The 22,279-nt window shown below is 38.9% G+C and carries 19 protein-coding genes; 12 read left to right on the plus strand and 7 right to left on the minus strand.

The window, feature by feature from the left end; translation table 11 throughout:
• Window positions 1-66: 66 nt before the first annotated feature.
• The gene (locus Q4Q49_RS05380) at window positions 67-429 is read right to left on the minus strand and encodes a hypothetical protein (RefSeq protein ID WP_311998821.1); all 363 of its coding nucleotides are present in this window, start codon (window positions 427-429) and stop codon (window positions 67-69) included.
• A gap of 435 nt (window positions 430-864) precedes the next feature.
• On the opposite strand from Q4Q49_RS05380, the gene Q4Q49_RS05385 reads away from it, so the two are divergent.
• Window positions 865-1,428, plus strand: a complete 564-nt coding sequence (locus tag Q4Q49_RS05385; RefSeq protein WP_006079625.1) for a NapC/NirT family cytochrome c — start codon at window positions 865-867, stop codon at window positions 1,426-1,428.
• 102 nt (window positions 1,429-1,530) lie between these two features.
• Here the strand turns inward: Q4Q49_RS05385 and Q4Q49_RS05390 are convergent, their stop codons facing one another.
• Window positions 1,531-1,815, minus strand: coding sequence for a DUF1145 domain-containing protein (locus Q4Q49_RS05390; RefSeq protein WP_012588824.1), 285 nt, complete (start codon window positions 1,813-1,815; stop codon window positions 1,531-1,533).
• Window positions 1,790-2,458 carry a 16S rRNA (guanine(966)-N(2))-methyltransferase RsmD gene (gene rsmD / locus Q4Q49_RS05395; RefSeq protein WP_115335787.1) on the minus strand — a complete coding sequence of 223 codons (669 nt, stop codon included), beginning with the start codon at window positions 2,456-2,458 and terminating at the stop codon, window positions 1,790-1,792. Before rsmD ends, Q4Q49_RS05390 begins: the two co-directional genes overlap by 26 nt.
• Window positions 2,459-2,671: 213 nt before the next feature.
• On the opposite strand from rsmD, the gene ftsY reads away from it, so the two are divergent.
• The 11 genes from ftsY to Q4Q49_RS05450 all read left to right on the plus strand — a co-directional run bounded on the left by ftsY (window position 2,672) and on the right by Q4Q49_RS05450 (window position 16,394).
• The gene (ftsY, locus tag Q4Q49_RS05400; RefSeq protein WP_311998822.1) at window positions 2,672-4,417 is read left to right on the plus strand and encodes a signal recognition particle-docking protein FtsY; all 1,746 of its coding nucleotides are present in this window, start codon (window positions 2,672-2,674) and stop codon (window positions 4,415-4,417) included.
• Window positions 4,418-4,420: 3 nt separating this feature from the next.
• Window positions 4,421-5,134 carry a cell division ATP-binding protein FtsE gene (gene ftsE, locus Q4Q49_RS05405; protein ID WP_006079632.1) on the plus strand — a complete coding sequence of 238 codons (714 nt, stop codon included), beginning with the start codon at window positions 4,421-4,423 and terminating at the stop codon, window positions 5,132-5,134.
• Window positions 5,131-6,096 carry a permease-like cell division protein FtsX gene (gene ftsX / locus Q4Q49_RS05410; protein ID WP_006084599.1) on the plus strand — a complete coding sequence of 322 codons (966 nt, stop codon included), beginning with the start codon at window positions 5,131-5,133 and terminating at the stop codon, window positions 6,094-6,096. The genes ftsE and ftsX overlap by 4 nt, the downstream gene beginning before the upstream one ends.
• A gap of 224 nt (window positions 6,097-6,320) precedes the next feature.
• A complete protein-coding gene (gene rpoH / locus Q4Q49_RS05415; protein WP_006079635.1) occupies window positions 6,321-7,178 on the plus strand; it encodes an RNA polymerase sigma factor RpoH in 858 nt (285 codons plus the stop codon).
• Window positions 7,179-7,637: 459 nt separating this feature from the next.
• On the plus strand, window positions 7,638-8,000 hold the full coding sequence (locus Q4Q49_RS05420) for a hypothetical protein (protein ID WP_311998823.1): 363 nt from the start codon (window positions 7,638-7,640) through the stop codon (window positions 7,998-8,000).
• A 614-nt stretch (window positions 8,001-8,614) separates the two neighbouring features.
• Complete coding sequence (locus Q4Q49_RS05425) at window positions 8,615-9,094, plus strand: hypothetical protein (protein WP_311988136.1); 480 nt, start codon at window positions 8,615-8,617, stop codon at window positions 9,092-9,094.
• 84 nt (window positions 9,095-9,178) lie between these two features.
• The gene (locus tag Q4Q49_RS05430; RefSeq protein WP_311988137.1) at window positions 9,179-9,724 is read left to right on the plus strand and encodes a hypothetical protein; all 546 of its coding nucleotides are present in this window, start codon (window positions 9,179-9,181) and stop codon (window positions 9,722-9,724) included.
• Window positions 9,721-12,510, plus strand: a complete 2,790-nt coding sequence (locus Q4Q49_RS05435; protein ID WP_311998824.1) for a TcfC E-set like domain-containing protein — start codon at window positions 9,721-9,723, stop codon at window positions 12,508-12,510. The genes Q4Q49_RS05430 and Q4Q49_RS05435 overlap by 4 nt, the downstream gene beginning before the upstream one ends.
• Window position 12,511: 1 nt before the next feature.
• Entirely contained in the window at window positions 12,512-13,228 is a 717-nt protein-coding gene (locus Q4Q49_RS05440) for a hypothetical protein (RefSeq protein WP_311998825.1), read from the plus strand.
• Window positions 13,225-14,268, plus strand: a complete 1,044-nt coding sequence (locus Q4Q49_RS05445) for a hypothetical protein (RefSeq protein WP_311998826.1) — start codon at window positions 13,225-13,227, stop codon at window positions 14,266-14,268. Before Q4Q49_RS05440 ends, Q4Q49_RS05445 begins: the two co-directional genes overlap by 4 nt.
• Window positions 14,269-14,294: 26 nt before the next feature.
• Window positions 14,295-16,394: a beta-prism lectin domain-containing protein gene (locus Q4Q49_RS05450; protein ID WP_311988140.1), complete on the plus strand. Its 2,100-nt coding sequence runs from the start codon at window positions 14,295-14,297 to the stop codon at window positions 16,392-16,394.
• A 320-nt stretch (window positions 16,395-16,714) separates the two neighbouring features.
• Here Q4Q49_RS05450 and Q4Q49_RS05455 read toward each other — a convergent pair whose 3' ends face one another.
• From Q4Q49_RS05455 to Q4Q49_RS05470, 4 genes are all read right to left on the minus strand, one after another.
• Window positions 16,715-17,083 carry a hypothetical protein gene (locus Q4Q49_RS05455; RefSeq protein WP_311988141.1) on the minus strand — a complete coding sequence of 123 codons (369 nt, stop codon included), beginning with the start codon at window positions 17,081-17,083 and terminating at the stop codon, window positions 16,715-16,717.
• 1 nt (window position 17,084) lies between these two features.
• Complete coding sequence (locus Q4Q49_RS05460; protein WP_311988142.1) at window positions 17,085-17,327, minus strand: hypothetical protein; 243 nt, start codon at window positions 17,325-17,327, stop codon at window positions 17,085-17,087.
• Between the two features lie 440 nt (window positions 17,328-17,767).
• Complete coding sequence (locus tag Q4Q49_RS05465; RefSeq protein WP_311988143.1) at window positions 17,768-21,367, minus strand: ATP-binding protein; 3,600 nt, start codon at window positions 21,365-21,367, stop codon at window positions 17,768-17,770.
• A complete protein-coding gene (locus tag Q4Q49_RS05470; protein WP_212599536.1) occupies window positions 21,364-21,990 on the minus strand; it encodes a response regulator transcription factor in 627 nt (208 codons plus the stop codon). The genes Q4Q49_RS05465 and Q4Q49_RS05470 overlap by 4 nt, the downstream gene beginning before the upstream one ends.
• Between the last annotated feature and the right edge of the window lie 289 nt (window positions 21,991-22,279).

The following is a 22,279-nucleotide window of genomic DNA, read 5'->3' on the forward strand; positions in this document are numbered from 1 at the left end:
TGCGAATATGCAGCGGCGCAAGCTAAGGTGTTTAGTCGGTTTTACGTTGTAAAAAACGAGTGACGTTTACAGTGAATAGGAGTTAGGAGGCGGTGTGGTGAGCCCGAGGTCGGCAGTTTGCATCGCCCAGCCTTGGATGGCAATACGCTTGCTTGCTGGGTTGGCGAAGGCCAGTTCTAGCACTGCAGGCTCAAGGTAAAGTGATGATAGGCAATGGGTTTGACAATGATTTGTCATACTATCTTGGCAGTGTTGCAAGCAATCGGATGCAGCACAATCTGGCATGGTGCAGTTCATTTCTGCATCCATCATCAGCATGGTTTGACTGCTGTGGCCATTGGTGTTGGCTGAAGTTGGCATAGCACTCACCATCGCCGATTGGGCGATTAGCGAAAATAACACTGCTATGGTGATCCAAAATTTAGCCATGATAACTCGGAAAATTGATTGCTTACCCTTAGAGACCTTAGTTAGCCCGATAAAGTTTCATATACGGTTCAAATTTTAGTTTTTAATGATTTATTTCTCCGCCTCCTTCAATAATTAAACAAAACCTCGACCGGATCACATTTCTATTTTCTAGAAATGATTTCAATAGTTATTGATTCTCAAAGGGCAAATCTCATCGCGATAATCGCTAACTTGCGATTATGGGATGATTGCATTAGCTTTAGTTAAAGTGCATTGCAGCTCAGCTAGCGGTTTTTACCAAATGTCGTCCTAATAGTTAGAGCTAAGTCTCATTTTGCGCTTTTAAGGTTAATTTAATCGGCAAATTTCGGCTTAAAATCAAATTTCTAATAAATGAAAGAACATAAACTAGTCTTATAAAAACTAATTTTGACAATTTTTGGAGATAGAGTGATGAACTGGCGTGCACTATTTAAACCTAGCGCAAAATATTCAATCCTGGCGCTACTGGTCGTCGGTATTGTTATCGGTGTTGTGGGCTACTTCGCAACCCAAACAACCTTACATGCAACCAGCCAAGACGCATTCTGTATGAGCTGCCACAGCCAACATTCATTGAAAGATGAAGTGATGGCGTCTGCCCACGGTAACAACCGTGTGGGTATCGTGGTTCAGTGTCAGCAATGTCACATCGCACAGGAACCATTCCAATACCTGAAGAAAAAGATCATCGTTTCTAAGGACGTTATTGGTTTCTTAACTATCGATGGCTTTAACACGCAAGCATGGTTAGATGAAAACCGTAAAGAACAAGCTGAGTTAGCGCGTGATTACCTTCGTGCAATCGATTCTTCAACCTGTCAAAACTGTCACAACCGTATTTATGAAAACCAATCAGAAAATATGAGCAAAATGGCAGTGAGAATGCACAGCAATAACTTCAAGAAAGCCCCAGAAGATAGAAAAACCTGTATCGACTGTCACAAAGGCGTCGCTCACCCTTACCCTAAAGGATAAGGTTTAACGGTTAACTTACGTTATCGTTAGTCATTAAAAAGCCCTCTGTTGAGGGCTTTTTGCTGTCCGTGTCTGAGTACCTGACGGTGCCTAAATGTTAGGTTAACTCGCTGGAGTCATCACTTTTTGTCGATAAGCTAACAGGCTAAAAATACCGAAGATAAATACTTGCAGATAATCAAGCTTTGTTAATGGCAGTAAGGTCTTAAATAGCATGTGGAAAATGGCCACTTGGAAGCAGTGCATCATGCAGGTTATGCCAAACAGGATATTCAAAATAATCGCCACATTACCTTCAAATGGCATAACCAAGTTGTAGGCCATCATCAACCAAGCGATGAGGGTAATGGCTTTACCTAGGTTAATCAGCAAGGGCATGGCTTTCATCTTCGATAGGTTCGGCAGTGTTGTCGGCTTGATATTGATATAAGCGGTAACTCACTTGCCCCGCATTCTTTTCTTTCAAGGCGTGCCAGCTAGATGGAATGGCCAGTTGGGTTAATTCAGATTCGATCTCGACATAAATCAGCGCGCCATCATTGAGCCAAGCTTGAGTATCGAGCAGTTGAATGGTCTTTTCTGCCAATCCTTTGCGAAAGGGTGGATCGATAAACACTACATCGAAACCTTGCTCGCAGCCCCTTTGCAACACCACTAAGGTATCGGCGTTGAGCACTTCGGCCTTATCGCATTTAAGGGTTTGCAGATTTTCTTTTAATTGCATGGCTGCGCCGCGTTGCAACTCGATAATCTTGGCGAAACTGGCATAGCGAGATAGGGCTTCGAGGGCTAGAGCGCCGCTGCCGCCGAAACAGTCGAGTACTCGCGCATTAACTAAGTCATTGGCAAGCCAGTTAAACAGGGTTTCGCGCACTCTGTCTGTTGTCGGGCGTAAACCTTCGAGATCTTGAATAGGTAAACGACGCGAACGCCATTGGCCCGCGATGATCCGCACTTGACCGCTTCCGGGTTTATTTTTGGCTGTTGGACTTTTGGTCACATTATTTTTGACCGTTCGATTCTTAACCAAAGTGCCCCCGTGATTTTGCCTGAAGAAAGAAAGTGGTAGACTATGCCACCTTAATAAAGGCCACTATTTTATATCAAAGTCTCACTAAAAGGTGAGAAGGCTGAGTGAGCTTAGCTAATTGCCGACTTTTTGGGCGTAATTGCCGAGGCAATCTGGTATAACATCAGGGTCTTATTCAAAATTCAACACTGAAGTAGAGCGCTGGAATCACACATGGCAAAGAAAGGTTTTTTCTCCTGGTTTCGTAAAGATAAGTCCCAAGATGAGGTCGTCGCTGAAACTCCAGTTGTTACTCCAACACAAGACACTGAAGCAGCAGAGCGTTTAGAACAAGAACGCGCAGAGGCGCAACGTTTAGCTGCTGAGGCAGAGGCTCAAGCGGCCGCAGAACAGTTAGCTGCCGAGCAGGCGCAAGCCGAGCGTATTGTCCAAGAACAAGCCGCAATCGAAGCCCAGCGTTTAGCTGAGCAACAAGCCGAAGCGGCGCGTCTGGCGGCTGCTCAGTTAGAAGCGGAACAACTTGCGAAAGTGCAAGCAGAGCGTATTGCTCAAGAGCAAGCGCAAATTGAAGCACAGCGTTTAGCCGAACAACAGGCCGAAACGGCACGTCTAGCGGCTGCTCAGCTAGAAGCTGAACAACTTGCAGCAAATAAGTTAGCCGCTGAACAAGCAGCTTCAGAGCAACTTGCTCAAGCCCAAGCCAAGGCTGAAGCCGAGCGTCTTGCACATGAGCAAGCACAAATCGAAGCTCAACGTTTAGCCGAGCAACAAGCTGAAGCGGCACGACTGGCGGCTGCTCAGTTAGAAGCTGAACGACTCGCGGCTGAACAAGCTGCAGCCGAGGAAGCTGAACGTGCTCTTGTTGCCGCCGAACAAGCTGCCGCTGAAGCGTTAGCTGCGGAGCAACTCGCTGCTGAAGCATTAGCACGTGAGCAAGCAGAAGCGTTAGCGCAACAACAGGCCGAAGCTACGCAAACCGCTGGGCCCGTTACTGAATTACAACCAGAGCCGCAGGCGAGACCCGTTAAGGAAGGGCTATTTGCTCGTCTGAAACGCGGCTTGATGCGTACCAGCGAGAATATTGGCAGTGGTTTTATCGGCCTATTCCGCGGCAAGAAAATTGATGACGATCTGTTTGAAGAACTCGAAGAACAGTTATTAATCGCCGATGTTGGCGTCGAAACAACCACGCGTTTGATCAAGAATTTGACCGAGCAAGCGTCGCGTAAGCAATTGAAAGATGCTGAAGCTTTATATGACTTGCTGCGGGAGGAAATGCAGAAGACGCTCGATCCTGTCGCAATTCCGTTAGTGCCAGATAATGCGAATGGCCCATTTGTGATTTTAATGGTCGGCGTTAATGGCGTGGGTAAAACCACCACTATTGGCAAACTAGCCAAACAATATCAGAGCCAAGGTAAGTCAGTTATGTTAGCCGCGGGCGATACCTTCCGTGCAGCTGCGGTAGAACAGTTACAGGTTTGGGGTCAACGTAATGATATTACTGTGATTGCCCAACATACGGGTGCCGATAGTGCCTCTGTACTGTTCGATGCTTTGCAAGCGGCTAAAGCCCGTAAAGTGGATGTGTTGATCGCTGACACTGCGGGTCGTCTGCAAAACAAAGCGCACTTGATGGAAGAATTGAAGAAAGTGGTGCGAGTGATGAAAAAACTCGACCCAGATACGCCGCATGAGGTCATGCTGACACTCGATGCGAGCACGGGACAAAATGCGATTAGCCAAGCGCAATTATTCCAAGAAGCCGTAGGTGTAACGGGTATAACTATCAGTAAGTTAGACGGAACGGCTAAGGGTGGCGTGGTATTTGCGATTGCCGACAAGTTTAACATTCCGATCCGTTACATAGGCGTGGGTGAGCAAATTGATGATTTGCGTACTTTTAATTCGAAAGAATTTATCGATGCCTTGTTCACTCAAGAAAAAGCGGATAGCTAATTTATGATTGATTTTCAGCAGGTCAGTAAGATTTATCCTGGCGGCCAAATGGCGCTGGAAGATGTGAATTTTCATCTACAACAAGGTGAAATGGCATTTTTAACCGGCCACTCAGGTGCGGGTAAAAGTACGCTGTTGAAATTAATCACGGTTATCGAGCGGGCGACCACGGGTCGTGTCGCTATCAATGGCCACGACATCGCCAAAGTCAGCCCCAAACATGTGCCTTATTTGCGTCGCAATATTGGGATGATTTTCCAAAACCATCATCTATTGATGGACAGAAGCGTGTTCGACAATGTGGCTTTGCCGCTGGTGATTGAAGGTTTCTCCCACGGTGAAATCCGTAAGCGAGTGGCCGGCGCCCTCGACATGGTGGGTTTGTATGGCAAAGAGCGTCATAACCCGATTATGTTGTCTGGCGGTGAACAGCAACGCGTCGGCATTGCCCGTGCGATTGTGAACAAGCCGCCCTTACTGCTCGCCGATGAACCAACGGGTAACTTAGATCCTAAATTATCGATGGATATTTTGCGTCTGTTTGAAACCTTCAACGATGCAGGAACCAGCGTGTTAATCGCTACCCATGATTTAGGCTTAATCGCGCGGATGAAATATCGCACTTTCACCCTCAAACAGGGTCGTATGCTGGGCGCACAGGAATTGCATCCTAGCGTGCATACGCGCGCGCCGACGAATAGAGGTGAAGGGCAATGAGCGACAGCGCTAAATTAACCCGCAGTAAGTTACCTCTGTCTGGGCGGATTGTGATGTTCTTTATTCGCCACGTACAGCAAGCGATGGCGAGTATGGGAGAACTCTGGCGCAACCCAGTGTCTTCCGTGATGACAATGGCGGTATTGGGTGTGAGCCTGAGTTTGCCTGCGGCATTGCAAGTGTTAGTTAAAAACGCTGAGACCATTACCAGCTCGTGGAACAGCGCTGCGGAGATATCTTTGTTTATCGAAGACAATCGCAGCGAGCAAACGATTCAGAGCCTCCTGACGCGGATTCGGACTTATTCCGAAGTGGATAAAGTGCAGTACATAGATAGAAACCAAGCCCTAGAAGAGTTTCAACGCTTATCTGGTTTTGGTGAGGCCTTGGCCTATTTAGATAAAAACCCTTTGCCAGCGGTCATTACTGTCACACCGACACCGCGTTATTCAACGCCAGTGGGCGCCCGTGAACTCTTAACTAAGCTAGAGCGCGAGCCTGAGATTAGCTTTGGCCGTTTAGATATCGAATGGCTAGAGCGGTTACAGGCGGTAGTGCGTCTTCTTGAACGCACTGTGATGGCGATTGCCGCATTACTCGTGCTGGCTGTGGTCTTAGTGATAGGCAATACGATTCGCTTAGCGATTATGAATCGACGCAGCGAAATCGAAGTGATGAAGCTTGTTGGGGCAACCGAAGCCTTTATTCAGCGTCCATTCCTCTACACTGGGATTTGGTATGGTGTGATTGGCGGCATATTGGCTTGGCTGATCATTAACTTATTAGTCTGGTATCTCGATTCGGCTCTTGCCGAGCTGTTGGGCTTATATGGCAGTCAGCTCGAGATGAAATCGCTCACTTTTACTGAACTGCTGCAATTGGTTGGACTGGCATCATTTTTAGGTTGGTTAGGTTCGTATTTGTCTGTACGCCAGCATTTACGGTCGATTGAACCTTCATAATAATCAGTCGATTAAACTAAAAAAAGTGATGAAAAAAATGCTGAGGAATGAACTTTTGTTCACTTGTAATGTCTACTTCAGCGAGGTAAAAAGGGTATCCGCAAACGAGCTGAGGTTGACATACTCTGTCAATTAGCCGATAGTTCGTGAGCTTATTCTTAGGGTATTTTGTTATTGAACCTTAGAATGCACTCGTAAGTAGTCTGATAAATGTAGGAGAGCGAATGACCTTTCAAACGCAATCAATGGCACTGACAGTCCCACAGGGCGCCAGTAGTCTAGAAGCTTATATCCATTCAGTGACTAGCATCAGCATGCTGGACGCTGAGGCTGAGTATGAGTTAGCCAAGCGTTTACAGGAAACTGGTGATCTACAAGCTGCGAAGCAACTGATTATGTCGCACTTACGTTTTGTAGTGCACGTTGCTAAAGGCTATTCAGGCTATGGCTTGCCACAGGCAGATCTGATCCAAGAAGGCAACATAGGCTTGATGAAAGCGGTTAAACGCTTCGATCCGGATGTTGGCGTGCGTCTTGTGTCTTTTGCTGTGCACTGGATCAAAGCTGAAATTCATGAATATGTGCTGAAAAACTGGCGCATTGTTAAAGTCGCGACCACTAAAGCACAACGTAAGTTGTTCTTTAATATCCGTAAAGCGAAAAAACGCTTAGGTTGGTTCAGCGATGCAGAAGTCACTATGGTGGCTGAAAATTTAGGTGTGTCTAAGGCCGATGTGACCGAAATGGAATCACGTATGGCAGCGCAAGATCCGGCATTTGATTTAACCAACGATCAAGACGAGGAGCATGATTTTGCTCCCGTCCATTATTTGGAAGATCATTCATCGGATTTAGCGGAAAATATTGAAAACGATAACTGGGAATCGAATGCTCAAGGTCGTTTATTATCGGCCATCAAAACCCTAGATGAACGTAGCCAGCATATTCTGCGCGCTCGTTGGTTAGATGATGATAAAACCACACTGCAAGAACTTGCAGAGACTTATCAAGTGTCGGCCGAACGTATTCGCCAACTTGAGAAAAATGCCATGAACAAGCTAAAAGCTTGTATGGAAGCCTAAGTCACATCACGTGTAAAATGATTGTAACTTAACCATAAAAAAACCTGCTGCGGCAGGTTTTTTTATGGGAGAAAGAATAGATTTAATCGCGACACTTAAAGTGAATTTCGCTATAGCTATAAAGCTCAATCGTATTGAAACGTACGCGACTATGGCTGATTTCACCACGAGACATCAGATTTATCCTACATTTAGATCCGTTATAAATAGTTAATATATCTGTAACTTTTGAGCCTCAATTCAAAAGTTGTTTTCGATGCTTATTACAGAACGTTCTTGTTCCTCCGCATTTTGAGTATCGCCTTAAGCAAAGTTGATATGGATATTGAGCACGGAAGATTTGGTCGGGTAGCGATGGATTATGTACCAAGGAAAGCTTTTAAGTTAGAAGGGATGCCCGCCAATTTACGATAGATACTCATTATGCGGTTTTTTTAATGCTTACAAAGGTGGGAAGTTATGTTCTCAATGATCACTAAGTTAGCCCTATCATCAGAATCAGGTTGGGGTACTGCATTTCGTGTCAATGGGGGCGTCGAAGTATGTCAGCAGAGCTTGTTTTGGTTAGTTTGCAAGGGTATCGCTTTTGAACGCGAGGACTTAAAGCTTAGTTATGTATTGGGATCTGAAGTCATTTTATGCCAATTTGAGACGAGAGTTTTAATTGAGCTGCTTAAAAAAAACAATATTCATTATTTTCAAGACGATAGCCAAGTGCGATGGTTGCTGCCCCGCAATGTATCAACAATCTTCTATGCGCAGTGGAAGAGTCGTATAGCACTAGATTTGAACACTGATAACATTGAATATTGTATGTCGTAAGTTAATTATTACTTATTAAAGTTATTTTTCTAGTTACAATTGTATTTTTATCTATTTTTTATAAATATCAGTCTGTAATTAATTGGCAACTAATCAGCATAAGCATAAATTCAAACTAAATTATGACCTGATATTTTAATATCCTTTCTCATGGTTATGCCTTCTAAATTATGTTGTTTTTTAAATTAAAATCCTATTTCTAAATTTCTTATCAACATATTATTCATTGTAGTAATAATCTGATGAAATTTATTGTGGCCATTACTATTAACTCCTGCACTGAGCATTTTCTAGTGCTCTATTGTAATTATCCTTCTTAAGCTTTACTTCCTATTTGAACGATTGAATGTTGCGGAGTATGTAACTTTTTCTTCGCTCTTGGTGGTTTGCGAACGGTTAACGCAGATTTTCAGCTAACTTTGGGCGTAGCAGCTCCTAGTTGGAATTGCTAATGCTCGCTAGGAATCTTCCTACACGTGGGCGGGATTGCTCCTCTTCGGTTCGGATTCGCTATCGCAGATAATGACCACACTCAGTAGCACTGATGTTTAACTCTGTTGCATAAAGATTTTTAATGTAAACAGAAATTTTAATTATATAACGGGTGAAATTTAATGAAAAAGACAATCTTATTTTTAGCTATGGCTTTATCAACTTCTGCTATGGCTGCTGATCCAGTCGCAAATATCGTTTGGTCTGGTTTTGTTCCAGGTTCAACCGCTGGTACTAATTTAATTATTACTGGTTTAGCTGGCCAAAGCATTGAAAATGGTCAGTTGATTGTGGCTACTGATGGTACTTTTACATCTACTGCAGTGACTGTAGAAGCACATGACTATACTGAAGCTACCCAGATTACTGGCGCGCTTGCAGCTGCAAACTGGACATTGAGTAATGCTCAAGTGAGTTACTCAGGTGGCGCAACACCAACAGCAGCATTAACTGTATCTGCCAATGGTACTCCGTGGGTTGTTGGAGCACAGGTGGCAGCAGAACAAACATTGAGTTTATCTGTTGCTCAGTCTGTAGCACAAGCTGCTATTGCAGGCGGTGCTGTACAGGCTCAAATTACTATCGTAGCTGAAAAAGTTTAATAAAAACTTTTTACGATATTAGAAATAGGTAGATAAATCAACACCCATACCTTTATGGGTGTTTTTTTTGAATGAGGGAAGATTGTGTTTATCTTTATTATAATGCTAATTTTTATTCTCATATCGCCTCATTCAGAGGCCGTACCTATTGCAAGGCAAGTTCAACTGACAACAGAGATAGATAAGAATAAATTTGCAGCAGGTGAGTTTTTAGATGTTAGGTTTGTTCCAGAAATATTAACCGTAGTTTTTGATAAAAATATTCGAACATTTACTAATGTCAAAACGAATATGTCAGTATTGACAAGCGTTTCGGATCAAGATGCAAACAATGGTTTTTCCATATTGATGACAGATAACACTTTAGTATGTGTAAATAGTTTAAATCAAGTCACTACACTGGTATCGTCATTGGAATCTGATACCTTTGGTTTTGCAAAAATTAGCATTGATGGCTTTGCGATCCCTGTTAATGGTCGCATTTCAATTTCTAAATTTAATATTAAGAATAATGCGCTGTGGGAAGGTTATTATCCAGTAGATATTAGCTTTTTAGAAATGGCAAACACAAATCTTAGTGAAGGTAGTTGCTCGGGAAATATTTCAGTCAGGGTTGAATTTAACATATGAAAATTTGCAATTTTTTCGTTATATTAGCTATTTTTTTTACTGGGAATTCTTGGTCTGACTCGAGCATACCTGAAGGCTTTGCAGAACTGTTTGAATTTAATGAGCGCTTAGTATCAATAAAAGGACTTGAGGATACAACAGGTAGTAGTATAAACCTAAACGTAAATTATGATACGGTGAAATTACCAAAAGATCCCTTTAATTCAATAGTGCAATTGAAAAATTATTTTGTGAAAAATAGGGTTTCAGAGGAAATATCACAAAAAATATTGGCCGATCTTGCTATAGGTATAAAAAATACCAGTGCATGTGAAGGATATATCAGCGATTGCGCAGTCGTCCCTACAGAATATGAGTTTTATTACGACTATGAAGCATCATTGCTAACGGTATTTATCAATGGAAAATATCTTGATAAACCTATGGTAGAGGTTGAGCATGCTAAATCATACAATAAAGATAATGCATTTATAAATCACGTTGATTTATTTGCTAATATTTATAATGAATCCACTTCTTCATTTGCTTTGAATAATAAATCAATTCAAGGTTTGCCCTATGGCCATATAACCTCTGATTTTACTGTGAGTGATTCGGTTAATAAATTTTATGAGCTATCTTACGATGTTTCATTTAATGATAACAATAGATTATATGTTGGGCAGTTTAATAACGGCGTATCTTTTAATTCTACTAACATGATTAGCCCAACACGTTATATTAAACAGACATCTGTTAACTATGGTACAACAAATAATCTTATTTTGAATAATGAGCGTAGTTATGAGCGTCTATACTATTTTGCTCCATCCGCTGGCGAGCTAAGGATAACTCGAGAGGGGCGAGTGATAAAGCAGCAATCCATATCAGGAGGGCAAGGTTTTATTTCATACAGCGAGATGCCGACTGGTCGTTATGATATTGAAATTCAAGTTGTAGTTGCTGGTACTGTGGTGTCTTCAGAGAAGAAAACGATCTTTAATGAGACAATGAATATCCCTAATGTTGGCGAGGGTGATTTTTTATTCACTGCAGGCTTGATGAATGGTTCAAGATCTTTGTTTACGGACACAATCGACTTTGAAAATAACGATATACCAATAGTTGAACTTGAATCTAATTTTAATAATTCCTCATTTTTTAGTGCGCTTTATTCTAACCGATTACTCGACTCACTCGTTGTCGCTGGCGGAGGATTGATTTCTAATAACAGCGTGATGGCAGTTATTGGTAGCCAATGGTATTTACCTATGGGCGGTAGTCTTAATAGTTCTATATCAATGTATAGTGCTAGTGCAATCTCACTGGACCTAGTGTTTGCTACACAGTATTTTTCAGTCCAGTATGAAAGATTTGACCAAAACGAAAGTGGCGATACCTTAGCCGCTTATCTAATGGGGGCTTTAGAATATAAAAAAATATCAGGCAATTTATTTTATACTTTCGATAATGGAATTAATACTTATTATACTTATAGTCGTGGTAGCTATCAGTCACCTTTAAGTCGCAATGTTTATACAGAGTATGGCGTTTCTACCATAGGTGCCGGGTATAATTTACCTTATAATACTAGGGTCGATATCACAGTTGATTATGATCATGTAACTGACAATAATTCTTTTTTTCTTACGCTACAAATTCCATTCGGAAGTAAGTGGGAGACAAAATTAAGTGCATATAATAGTTCCGATTTAGGAAACGAATTCAGAGGTCGGATTGTAAGGAATGATATTATTGATTACCAGAATGTGAATAGTTCTCTTGAACTTGCTTCTGTCTATTCTGATTCGAGAAATGAAACGATTAATGAGGCCCATGGTCAGATATCAGCTGCAGCAGACAAGTTTAGGGCTGGTGCAAATATGTACACAAATAGTGATGGAAATTATGGCATATCAGGCAACCTTTCAAGTAGCCAGATAATCACTAACCAAAATATTCATTTTATTAACCTACGTTCCGATGCATATGCAATTGTTGATTCTGATATTAAAGAAATAGTTCCAGATGGGAATGAGGCTTATGGCTTTGTTACAATACGAAAAAATAATAAACTGGAAAATAAGCAGTTTATTTACGATGACAGTAAAGTAATACCGATTAGTACATATGATAGTTATAACATCAATATCGATACTGAAAGTGTTTCACTGCACAACAAAGGTGATCTAGGATTTGATGGGTTTACTTACCCAGGTAGTGTTGTTGTCATAAAGCCAAAATTAAAACCAGTCGTTACCTTTGTGAGTTCCTTCTCCGATGTTTTCGATGAACCGGTAGAAGAGGTTGAATGTAAAGGCTTTGGTTGTATTGATGTGACTAAACTGATGGATGGTGTTTTTCGTGTAACACTTATGGAAGGTACTGAATTTGCACTATATGCAGGTCTAGATAGGTGCTTAGTGCCTAGTGAATATGCTAATACAGAATACATGAATTTTGGTGATAACTATTGTTTACCTGACGCGATACCAAGAACATTTGTAAGAGTGCCCAATAAGCGCTTATCTAAGGATTCGGAGCTTTACTATGTTGGAACCTTTGATGATAGTAAACTTGTTCAAGCTCAGATTAAGCAATTAACGTTACTTGATAGTAAGATATATGAAAGAAAAATTGGTTCTGACATAGCTTTATATTTACTTTTAGATAATAAAGAATCACTAACACTTTCGAGCGCACAACAGTCTATTATTGATAGTATTCAACTTTATGCGAAAGAAAATCATAGTTTAGATGTAATAAATCAACCCTTAGCGATGCGTGAAAACAGTAAAGGTCAATAGTATGAAAAGAATAATTTTATTTCTTATAGTGATAGCTTTTAGTTTTAGTGCAAACGCTTTGAAGGTTGATACTATGTTTCTACTCTCTGATACTAAAGGTAATGGTGTAGTTACGGTAACAAATGATCTCCCTAAAAATAGCTTTATAAAAACGTCCATATTCGAAATTACAACGGATAATGCTGGTGAGGTTATACGTACTGAGTATACGAAGCAAAATATTCAGAGTTGGCAGATAATGACGACGAGCCCTAAATTAATTCTTGAACCAAGCAGAGTTAAGGATGTTGGCATACGTTCACTTTGTCATAAGGTAAAGTGTGACAAAACGAAAGATAGGACGTTTAGTATAGTGTTTGAGCCTTCACCTTATTTAAAAAAAGGTGAAGAACAAGAAAATGCTGTTCAAGTAAATTATGGATATTCTGTTATCTACGTAGTACCTGCAGAAAAAAGCGATATGCAATATAGCATAAAAAGAAATGGCAGTGTGATTGAGATCTTTAACAAAGGTAATACGATGCTGACTTTTGTTATTGATCGTTGCTCAATGGATAAGACTATGGATTGTAGAGTACAGGAAAGAGTGATTGCAGGACGTTTTAGAACGTTTAACATTCCTGAATATATGAAAGCAATAAAGGTTAATGCCTCAATATATAATCATGATGAGAGTTATAAGCGAGAAATTGCATTAGAGCCGGAATCACAATTATGATCATGAAAATTTTATTAACTATTTTATTACTCTTGCCTATGTCGTTTGGATTTTGTTTTACCCTGAATGGAACGGTTGCGAATGGTCAATTAACTTGGGATAACCTTGTTTCTTCTCAAGGTCAGAACACGTTAAGCACTTGGTCACCTCAGAGTGGTTTGACGCCTACAACGAAATGGCGGCCAGGTTTTATGGCATCTCCTCAGCCATTATCCTCTATTACGCTGAGCAATGGTGGTAATACTATTACATTTCCATTAACTATTACAGGTATAGAGTATAATGCAGGTAGTAATTCAATTGCTGATGTAATAGATAATCCGGGCACACAACAAATTTGTGATACTAGTATCGCTTTTGGCAATGTAGTCCATTTGGCTGGGACGGGGAATTGTACTTATAATAAATTGATTAATAATGGTGTTTCAAAAACGCCATTTTTTTTCCTGCGTCCATTATTCTATTTTGATGAAACAGCGTTGCTTGAACTGTTTTATGAAAAGCCTAAAGGTCAATATTCGGGAGTGATACCTTTTACTATTCGTTATTATTACTACTCCTCAAGCGGAGCATTAACTTATAGAGATATTCGACAATCTTTTGCAATTCAGATATTTAATAATCCTTCTTACATTAGTACGGTTGTAATTAATGGTGGAGGGGTACTAGTACCAGTTTATGACAAAATCCAAAAAACTGTGTCTGCTACTACAGATTTCCAAGTGAATGCAACCGGAAATTTTGATAAAGGTATGAAAATGATTTTGCAAGATAGAACCTATCATCTTAGCAGTTTAACATTAACTAATACTATTCCATATAGTATTAGTTGTGTAGGTGCTGCATGCACAGATAGTAGGTTAGTTTCTGGAGGGGTTCTTTCTCTTTCTGACAAATCAACAATATTGAATTCGGTTGCAGGAAATAAAAAAAATATTGCTTTTGTATTGAATGTATCGTACGAAAATATTGCAGCAGCGAATGTTGAAAGTGGTATCTATACAGATAGCTTCACCATCCTATTTGAAGCTGATTTCTAATTTTGAAAAATTAATTCGAGGCTATAATGAGACATATTATTTTCCCTATATTAATGTTATTTCTAGTTGCTGGCTGTGGTGAGAATGGTGAAAGTAATACTCTTCCTTCAAATCCTACCCAACCTGATGTAATAGATGTCAATGTATCGGCAATTGATACTATTCATGTTTTTAAAACAAATGAGCAAGGTTTTATTGATCTAGGTCCATTTACAGCATCCTCAGATGGTGGGGATATATATTTAGATTCATTAGAATTACTTACAGGTGATAAATTTTGTGAGAATGTACTAAGGGAAACTAATGGCTTTAAGGTTACCTCTACTGAGGATGGTTCTTGTTTATTCAAGTATACGGTAAAAAATAGCAAAAACATCAAAAAAAGCGCAATTAGTCGTTCTGTATTTGTTGAGAGTTCAAGTGCACAAAATGTACAATTGCCCCCATTAAGCCTTACATTGGCAGAATATGCTTTTGGTACTATTGATGTCACTGCCGCTGGTTTAACTATAGCCGACAATGTAACTGTTCTTGGTTCAGGAACTTCAACTGTCGATGTGGCAAATAGCAAAATTAACTACACTGCACAAGAATCTGGTATTACTAGAATTTTATATGAGATGAAAGATAATGCAGGCGCTGTTTATCTTGGAAGCATAGATGTCGCTGTTTCAAAAGGGATTAATACCGCTCCACTCGCTCAAAATTTTTCTTATCCAGTTGCGCCTCAGGTCATTAAGCCCGGTGTAGAAGTTATTATTGATGTTAGCGATTATATATCAGATCCCGATGGTGGTAGCATTCAGTTGTATGATGTCCATTCTTTTAATGGTCTAGCAACGGTTGCATTTCCTGAGGATGTCACTAATACAAAAATTAAATTTAAATCCTTTATCCCGGGTGTTTATTATATTACTTATACTGTGACAGATCATAATGCAGGTTTTGCTTCGGCTAACATAGCTGTTACTGTGGTCAATTATTACTCTGATATTGTAGTTCCAACGACTTCAGTTAGTTTTTCTGCCCCACTGAGCTCAGATCAAGCTCAATTTTTAGATTTAAGCTACCAACCAAGCTCAGAAAATGATATTCCGGGAAGTGATGGAATATTTACGGCTGCTAGTTTTTCATACACGGCTGCAACCGGTTTTTGTCAAGCTAAGGGGGGAAGATTACCAACATTGAATGAGCTCATCGAGCTGAAGAGTACTGGAATATTAGTCGGAAACTGGCCAACTCAAAAGCAATACTGGTCCAGTTCACCGTTAATTGAAGGGATCTCTTATAGTGCAATTGACATGCGTAGTTCTGATGTGCCTGTTGAACTATTCTCACATGAATTTGCCTATGTAACATGTGTTTCCGATGATTCTGACATGGGCGGATATTTTATTGAAATTCCATTACCACAAACTGTGAAAACGGCAACATCATTTGATTATTCAGTTTTTTATAGAGGTAAAACTGAGTCAGTTTTTCAACCATTTCTTGGGGATGTTACTTTAACGAATAGTGATGTTACATTTACCACTACGCCAAAAGGAAATGGCGAACAAGTTTTTCATGCAGGGTTTAAGACTGGACAATATCAATTGCAGTTTAAACTTTCTGAAGTAGGTCACCCCCTCGATGGAAAGACAGTAAATAAGTTAATTTATTTTACTGGCGCAGATTTAAAAGGGACATATGGTACTTTAACCTATCTTAATGGCAGCCCCTTATTTAATAAGACATTTAACTTTTCTGCTGGTAATGACATTTTTTGTCGTAGTGGGTTAATTGTGGATGCATTAGGTGTCTCTTCTTCGAATTATATAGGTGGAACTGGTGGCAGTATAATGAATTTGTCAGTAGGAACGTCTATCACTAAATTACATATTCGTTCAGGGCTTTACCAGTATGTTTCAGATCCTAAGCGAGTAATTAGTTATTTTGGTGTCGTAAACACTCTTGGCAATGAAAGTGGCTGTGGAACTAAGGGAACAAGTAGTTCATTGACTAGTGTACAGGATTTTATTATCGATATACCTTCAAATGAAAGGCTTACTGAAGTGACGGTATATTCCACTGGTATGACAGGATATTTACATGGTATAAGGGTTGCTACTGAAAAGAGCAATTGAGTGTAGCATAATAGTTTAGCCCCAAGTCTAAAATATACTTGGGGCTTTGACCTTTAATTGAATCTGACAGAGTCTGATATATGTGTAATCTCAATTTTTCAATTAGACAAATATTTATCTAATTTTGTACTCTGCTAACCTTTCGACACAATTTATCGTTAAGGTAATTTAATGAGTACAATAAAATTTTACTATTAGCCTCATTAACTATTAATATCTAATGTCGTCAATTATCCATTTTCGTATGTTTTTGTAATATATTGTAGATAAAAATAGGTTTTAACGTAATCAGTATAAAATAATGATGATTATGCTTCAAACTATTCCATTGACATAATGGTTAATCTTGGCTTGGCTAATTCCATTTCTTCATAAATACATATTTTAGCTGTTTTTTCATCATGAACCGCTATATTTTTCGCTTGTATATATACTAACGTTCTTCCATTTATACTAAGCTCATTTTTTACAATGTTAACAGTATAATTATCGCTGGGTTTTGTGAAGTCATCAGTGTCTGATACCCAAACTTTTAAGTTAATTTCTTTATTTCGATTGTTTGCTAGCCAAACAGCTACTTTGCTTTGGCTTAAGTTAACTGCTTTACTTCCTGTTAATAGCGTTATCGCTTGACATGAATGAAATGGAGTGAGTAAAAATATCGGAAATAATATTTTTAGCATAGTCATTTTATTTAATCTCTATGACTATTATTTCATTTTTCGTATCATTTATGTCTACATTTTTAGTGTAGACTTTTGTATTTATAAATTTATCACACAAATTTATTGTTGATTTTTTTGTAATGTCTGCATCTGTTAAGCTGTCAATATTACAGGTTTCCCCTGGAACTACTCCTGAAAAAGTGATGTTATTGCTCGCTTGTGGGTGGATTGCGGCAGTCAGAATGATAAGATAGAGAGCTGAGTTCATGGCATATTCCTCTAATGAATAATTTTTCTAATTATTACTCTAGTTCACTATTCATGTGAGTGCCAATTTTATGGATAAATCTATAAGAGGTGTTCGTCTTGGGATATTGATTCGATTTATGACAAGGTTTCAAGCTACTACTTCAATGGTAACTCAGCTTCGTGTGCTGCAGAAGTTGATTTATGCCCAGATATTCTGCGCCCTTACATCATGCGGGTTCTCCGATCACTGCGGATAACTAATCATGTCGGCAAACATCAATGCTTCAGTTTTTAATTTAGCATTAACGATTTTACATCTATTCTTGTTGACATGATTCACCTTGCTAAGTGATTTTTCTCATTTAGCAAGGTGTTAAAAACACTTGTACTCTTTACTAAGTGTTCTCGGAAAATGTGTGAAAAAGTGACTAGACTAAAATTTTGCTCATATTGCATATTTTAATGTTTAGTCTGTAGTAAAAAAATATTTATTTCGTTCTCAAGCGAGAGAATACAATGTTCGAGTTGAGTCGATAGTTGTGTCATTGCTTCAGAACTAGCAGAAATCTCTATTTGTTCGCAGACAGAAATTAAGGTATTAGCGTCAATGATTTTTGCCGCACCTTTTATTTTATGTGCAAGATTTTTAGTGAGACTAAAATCCTCGATTTTAATTGAATTTAAAATACTCTCTAAGTCACTTGTATTACATGATATTAGTTCTCGCAGAAGTTTAGCTGCTAGTTCTGTGTTGTTATTAGTGAGTTTAAGGAGAGAATTGACATCAAAGTCACAATATTTTTTACTGCTTTCATTTTGTACTCGCTCTGCAAAATTATTGAGTGTTTGATCTAGTTCTGTAAGGCCTATCGGCTTAAATAGGCACTCATCCATTCCTACATCTAGACAGGTTTGTTTTACTTCTATCTGTGCATTAGCAGTATACCCAATAATAATACAAGTATTGAATCTGAATGTTTCTTCTAGCTGGCGGATTCTTTTACTGAGCTCGTACCCGTCCATTTCTGGCATATTACAGTCTGTTACTATGAACTGGTATTCATGTTCTCTAAACATTTTTAGTGCCAGCTCACCATTATCAGCCTCATCTACAGAGTGTCCTAGATAGCGGAGTTGTTGGGCAAGTAGTAAGCGATTTGCTGGGTGATCGTCGACAATAAGGATTTGAAATGAACTTTTAGATTGAGAAACTCTTACTGCAGGAGATTCTATAATGTCATCTAAATTATCCAATTGTTTTAGATTAAGTTCCATTTTGACTTCGGTACCTGAGTTTTCCTCACTCTGTAAATGTAAAGAGCCACCCATCATCTCACAAAGGGATTTCGATATCATTAGGCCAAGTCCCGTTCCACCATAATTGTTGTGGGAACCATGCCCTTGTGAAAAAGGTTTAAACAGGTTTTTTTGGTCTTCAACAGATATTCCTATACCAGTATCTTTGACTGTGAAGATATATGAAACTTGTTCGTTAACAGAATCACCAACATATACCTTTATTGACACTGAACCTTTGTTGGTAAATTTAATGGCATTGCCGATCAAATTTGACAGTATTTGTTTAATTCTCATGGGATCGACCAATACATCTTGCTTAATCTTATTATCGAAATCTAATTCTAGTTTTATTCTCTTTTGATGGGCTAGACCATTGAAGACTCTAACTACAGACGCCACAATTGATTTTAGATCCGTTCTAACAGGTGATAGCGTGAGTTGACCCGCTTCAATGCGAGCGATATCTAAAATATCGCCAATAAGTTCAAGCAAGCCATTGGCTGAGTCGTAAGCAACTTTTATTGAATTTAAGTCAACCTGTCTAGAATTAGCACTTTTTAAGGCTAATTCAAGCATACCTATGATGGCATTCATAGGTGTACGAATTTCATGACTCATAGTTGCTAAGAATGTACTTTTGGCTTCATTTGCACTTTCTGCTAAATTTTTTGCCAGCTGAAGATCTTCTAGAAGTTTTATTCTGTCACTAATATCAATCCAGCCTCCAACGATACCTTCGATTTCCCCTTTTGCATCCCTATACGGTTTAAACCAATGGTAAGCATTTAGCTTTACACCATTTATATGCATTTCTCTATCTTTGAAGTAGGATATACCAGTCTTTAAAATATTGGCATACTCTTTTTCAATTTCAATTGCTTCGCTTATTTTTAGCGCTTCTCTTGTGATGTTTCTAGCAAGCAGGTTTTCACGCGTAGTCTTAAAAGCATCGACATAGCTTTCATTGCATAATATAAGTTCCATCTCCTTATTGCGTGCATATATAGGATGAGGAATACCATCTACAATTTCTTGCATAAACAATAATTGAGAATCAAGCGCTCGATTGGCTTCAAGACGCTTTTTATAATGACGACGAGTATAATATGCCCAGCCAATTGAGGCTAAAATGAGTATTGTTGCGGCAATAAGAATGGTATATATAGTATAACGATAGTCTTTCCATGTTTGGTTTGCAGGTAACGTATTTAGCCTCCAGCGATTTTCAAGTACTTGTAGCTCATTGGGAGGAATGGTTAATAAGGTCTTGTTGAGGATCTCTTGAAGTATAAATTCGGATTTTTTTAGTGCAAATGCCGCCGTAACATCCGGTATTTCATTCACCACATGGCTAACTTCAAGTTGGTCATTGAAATAGCTGTTTGTATAATAGTCCGCAACATTTAAAGGGATAATTGTACTGTCAGCTGAGCCATTTTTAACTTTATCTAAAGCTTCAATATAATTACTCGTGAGCAATAATCCTCTAAATTTTAGATGTTGACGTACTTCTGTTTCAACGGCATGACCTTTAGGTACCGCTATAATTGGGAGTATTGAGTTTTCAGTATTTTTCTGTTGCACATAAACATACGGAGAAGTTGAGAATTCTTTAGAAAATATAAAATCCTCAGACCTTTTTGTGTTTGGTGTGAGTATTGTTAGGTAAATATCTTGGTTATCAGTCAATAGTTCTTGTTGTTCTGAAAAGTATTTGGTGACAACATATTCGAAATCGATGCCAGAATATAAGCTAATCAGCTCTGCAGTTTCTATGGCATACCCTGCCGGCTTACCTAGATTATCAATATATGTTAATGGGGCCATGTATTCATTAACAACCATTTTAATTTTTTTATGTGTTTTTATCCACTGATTTTCAATGTCAATAAATTTAGGTAATTCATTTAGCTCTGGTATAATAAATCCACCACCACTCCATCGCTTTCTGATGAGTCTATTTTCATCTAGCGATATTGAACTCACTGCTTTGTTTAAAACTGTCAATAAAATAGTGTTGCTTGGTGCAATCGCAAACGCGGTTCCTTTCGAATTAATCTGAAGTGAGGTTTCGAATGTGAGTTTTCCAGAGTAAACATTATTTATTAGATAATTAGCCGATGCAAGATCAATGAGAACTGCATCAGTTTGTCCAAATGCTGCGGCTGCAACCGCGGCTTGCCTCGATGGATAGGTCACAAGTGTTGTTGCAGGTAATTTTTGCTTCACTAAATCATCTGGCAGGTATTCATAGGCCACTGAAATTGATTTGATCGGACCTTTTAATGATATGTTTCTGAAAACTGTAGGCCTATCTGTAATATACGGAGTAGAAAGAATCAGGCCGCTATTTTCTTCGTAGTTATTTGCTGTAGTTAATAAATCGATTTCACCAGTTTTTACGGCACTAATGACCTCTTCTCTAGTGGGATACCGAATAATATCGATATTGATGTTAAGCATTTTACTGATCAGTTGTAGGTTGTCTGCACTTATCCCTTCATAATATTGACTTTCTCCATTCATAGTCATGTCAAATGGGTGATAATCAGGTGCAGAGATCCCTACTTTAAGTGTTGCCTTATTATTAACGTAATCACGTTCTTCTTTACTAAGTGTTATCTGTTCTGGATGTAGATTAGGGTGCCCACTTAATTTATAGTATGGTGCATTTACAGCATGTGCTGATAATAAAAAAGGTAAGAATAGTGGTAGTAACAAAAAGATAGTATAAAAAAACACGTGATTAGTTTTATTCATATTAATTGGTGTCTTTTAGCTATGTCAATTATATCTACTAAGGTTTTTGCGTTTAACTTTTCAAGTAATCGTGTTTTATATGTACTTATAGTCTTATTGCTGAGCAGCATACGTTCGGCTATTTCTTTATTCGATAAACCTACCGCTAATTGTTGAAGAACTGCCATTTCGCGAGTTGAGAGTTTTTTTATAAGTTCAACTTCATCCTGACTGGATTTAGATATTATGTTGCTATTGTTAACAATAGGGAAATAGGAATGACCACTGAGAATTGCTCTAAGCGCGCCAGTGACTTCATTCATATCCTTTTGTTTAGAGACAAAACCTGAAGCGCCGGCTTGAATACAGCGGGAGACAAAGTGATCTGATGGTTGTGCAGTTAATACTAGTATCGGAGGGCTCTTAACTAGATTTCTTGATCTTTCTATCACTTCTAATCCATCTAGCTGGGGGATGCCAATATCGAGAATGACAGCATCGGGTGAGAGTTCTTTAATGAGTTTTAACGCATCAACACCATTATTGGTTTCTGCAATCACTTCAAAACCACTTTGTTCCAAAATGATTTTCAGTGCTAAAACAACAACTGGATGATCATCTACTATTAATATTTTTCTCTTCATTTATAACTCCGCGACGATTTGAGTTTGATTCTATCCTTGTAAGTCACTTGTGTGAAATAAATTCAAGTGATTAGGATTTTTCCTACATTTTGTTCGGTGATGCTTAATGAATAATAGTCGTAGAATAGATGAAGAGAGTGGACTTAATCATCAAAAAAATCTCATTCTGCTAGAGTATCAACTTTTATGTGTGGTTGTTTCGCGTAATCAGATTTCAATTGTTTGAAACGCCACACTAATCATACTAGCTTAAAGTTGCTACATTTTATGTGCCAGCGATCAAAAATGT

This window comes from Shewanella sp. SP1S1-7, assembly GCF_031932105.1.
GTDB lineage: Bacteria > Pseudomonadota > Gammaproteobacteria > Enterobacterales > Shewanellaceae > Shewanella > Shewanella baltica.

Coding starts and splice junctions, on each gene's coding strand:
- Q4Q49_RS05380 (WP_311998821.1), bottom strand. CDS start 429: ATGGCTAAATTTTGGATCACCATAGCAGTGTTATTTTCGCTAATCGCC.
- Q4Q49_RS05385 (WP_006079625.1), top strand. CDS start 865: ATGAACTGGCGTGCACTATTTAAACCTAGCGCAAAATATTCAATCCTG.
- Q4Q49_RS05390 (WP_012588824.1), bottom strand. CDS start 1,815: ATGAAAGCCATGCCCTTGCTGATTAACCTAGGTAAAGCCATTACCCTC.
- ftsY (WP_311998822.1), top strand. CDS start 2,672: ATGGCAAAGAAAGGTTTTTTCTCCTGGTTTCGTAAAGATAAGTCCCAA.
- ftsE (WP_006079632.1), top strand. CDS start 4,421: ATGATTGATTTTCAGCAGGTCAGTAAGATTTATCCTGGCGGCCAAATG.
- ftsX (WP_006084599.1), top strand. CDS start 5,131: ATGAGCGACAGCGCTAAATTAACCCGCAGTAAGTTACCTCTGTCTGGG.
- rpoH (WP_006079635.1), top strand. CDS start 6,321: ATGACCTTTCAAACGCAATCAATGGCACTGACAGTCCCACAGGGCGCC.
- Q4Q49_RS05420 (WP_311998823.1), top strand. CDS start 7,638: ATGTTCTCAATGATCACTAAGTTAGCCCTATCATCAGAATCAGGTTGG.
- Q4Q49_RS05425 (WP_311988136.1), top strand. CDS start 8,615: ATGAAAAAGACAATCTTATTTTTAGCTATGGCTTTATCAACTTCTGCT.
- Q4Q49_RS05435 (WP_311998824.1), top strand. CDS start 9,721: ATGAAAATTTGCAATTTTTTCGTTATATTAGCTATTTTTTTTACTGGG.
- Q4Q49_RS05440 (WP_311998825.1), top strand. CDS start 12,512: ATGAAAAGAATAATTTTATTTCTTATAGTGATAGCTTTTAGTTTTAGT.
- Q4Q49_RS05445 (WP_311998826.1), top strand. CDS start 13,225: ATGATCATGAAAATTTTATTAACTATTTTATTACTCTTGCCTATGTCG.
- Q4Q49_RS05450 (WP_311988140.1), top strand. CDS start 14,295: ATGAGACATATTATTTTCCCTATATTAATGTTATTTCTAGTTGCTGGC.
- Q4Q49_RS05455 (WP_311988141.1), bottom strand. CDS start 17,083: ATGACTATGCTAAAAATATTATTTCCGATATTTTTACTCACTCCATTT.
- Q4Q49_RS05460 (WP_311988142.1), bottom strand. CDS start 17,327: ATGAACTCAGCTCTCTATCTTATCATTCTGACTGCCGCAATCCACCCA.
- Q4Q49_RS05465 (WP_311988143.1), bottom strand. CDS start 21,367: ATGAATAAAACTAATCACGTGTTTTTTTATACTATCTTTTTGTTACTA.
- Q4Q49_RS05470 (WP_212599536.1), bottom strand. CDS start 21,990: ATGAAGAGAAAAATATTAATAGTAGATGATCATCCAGTTGTTGTTTTA.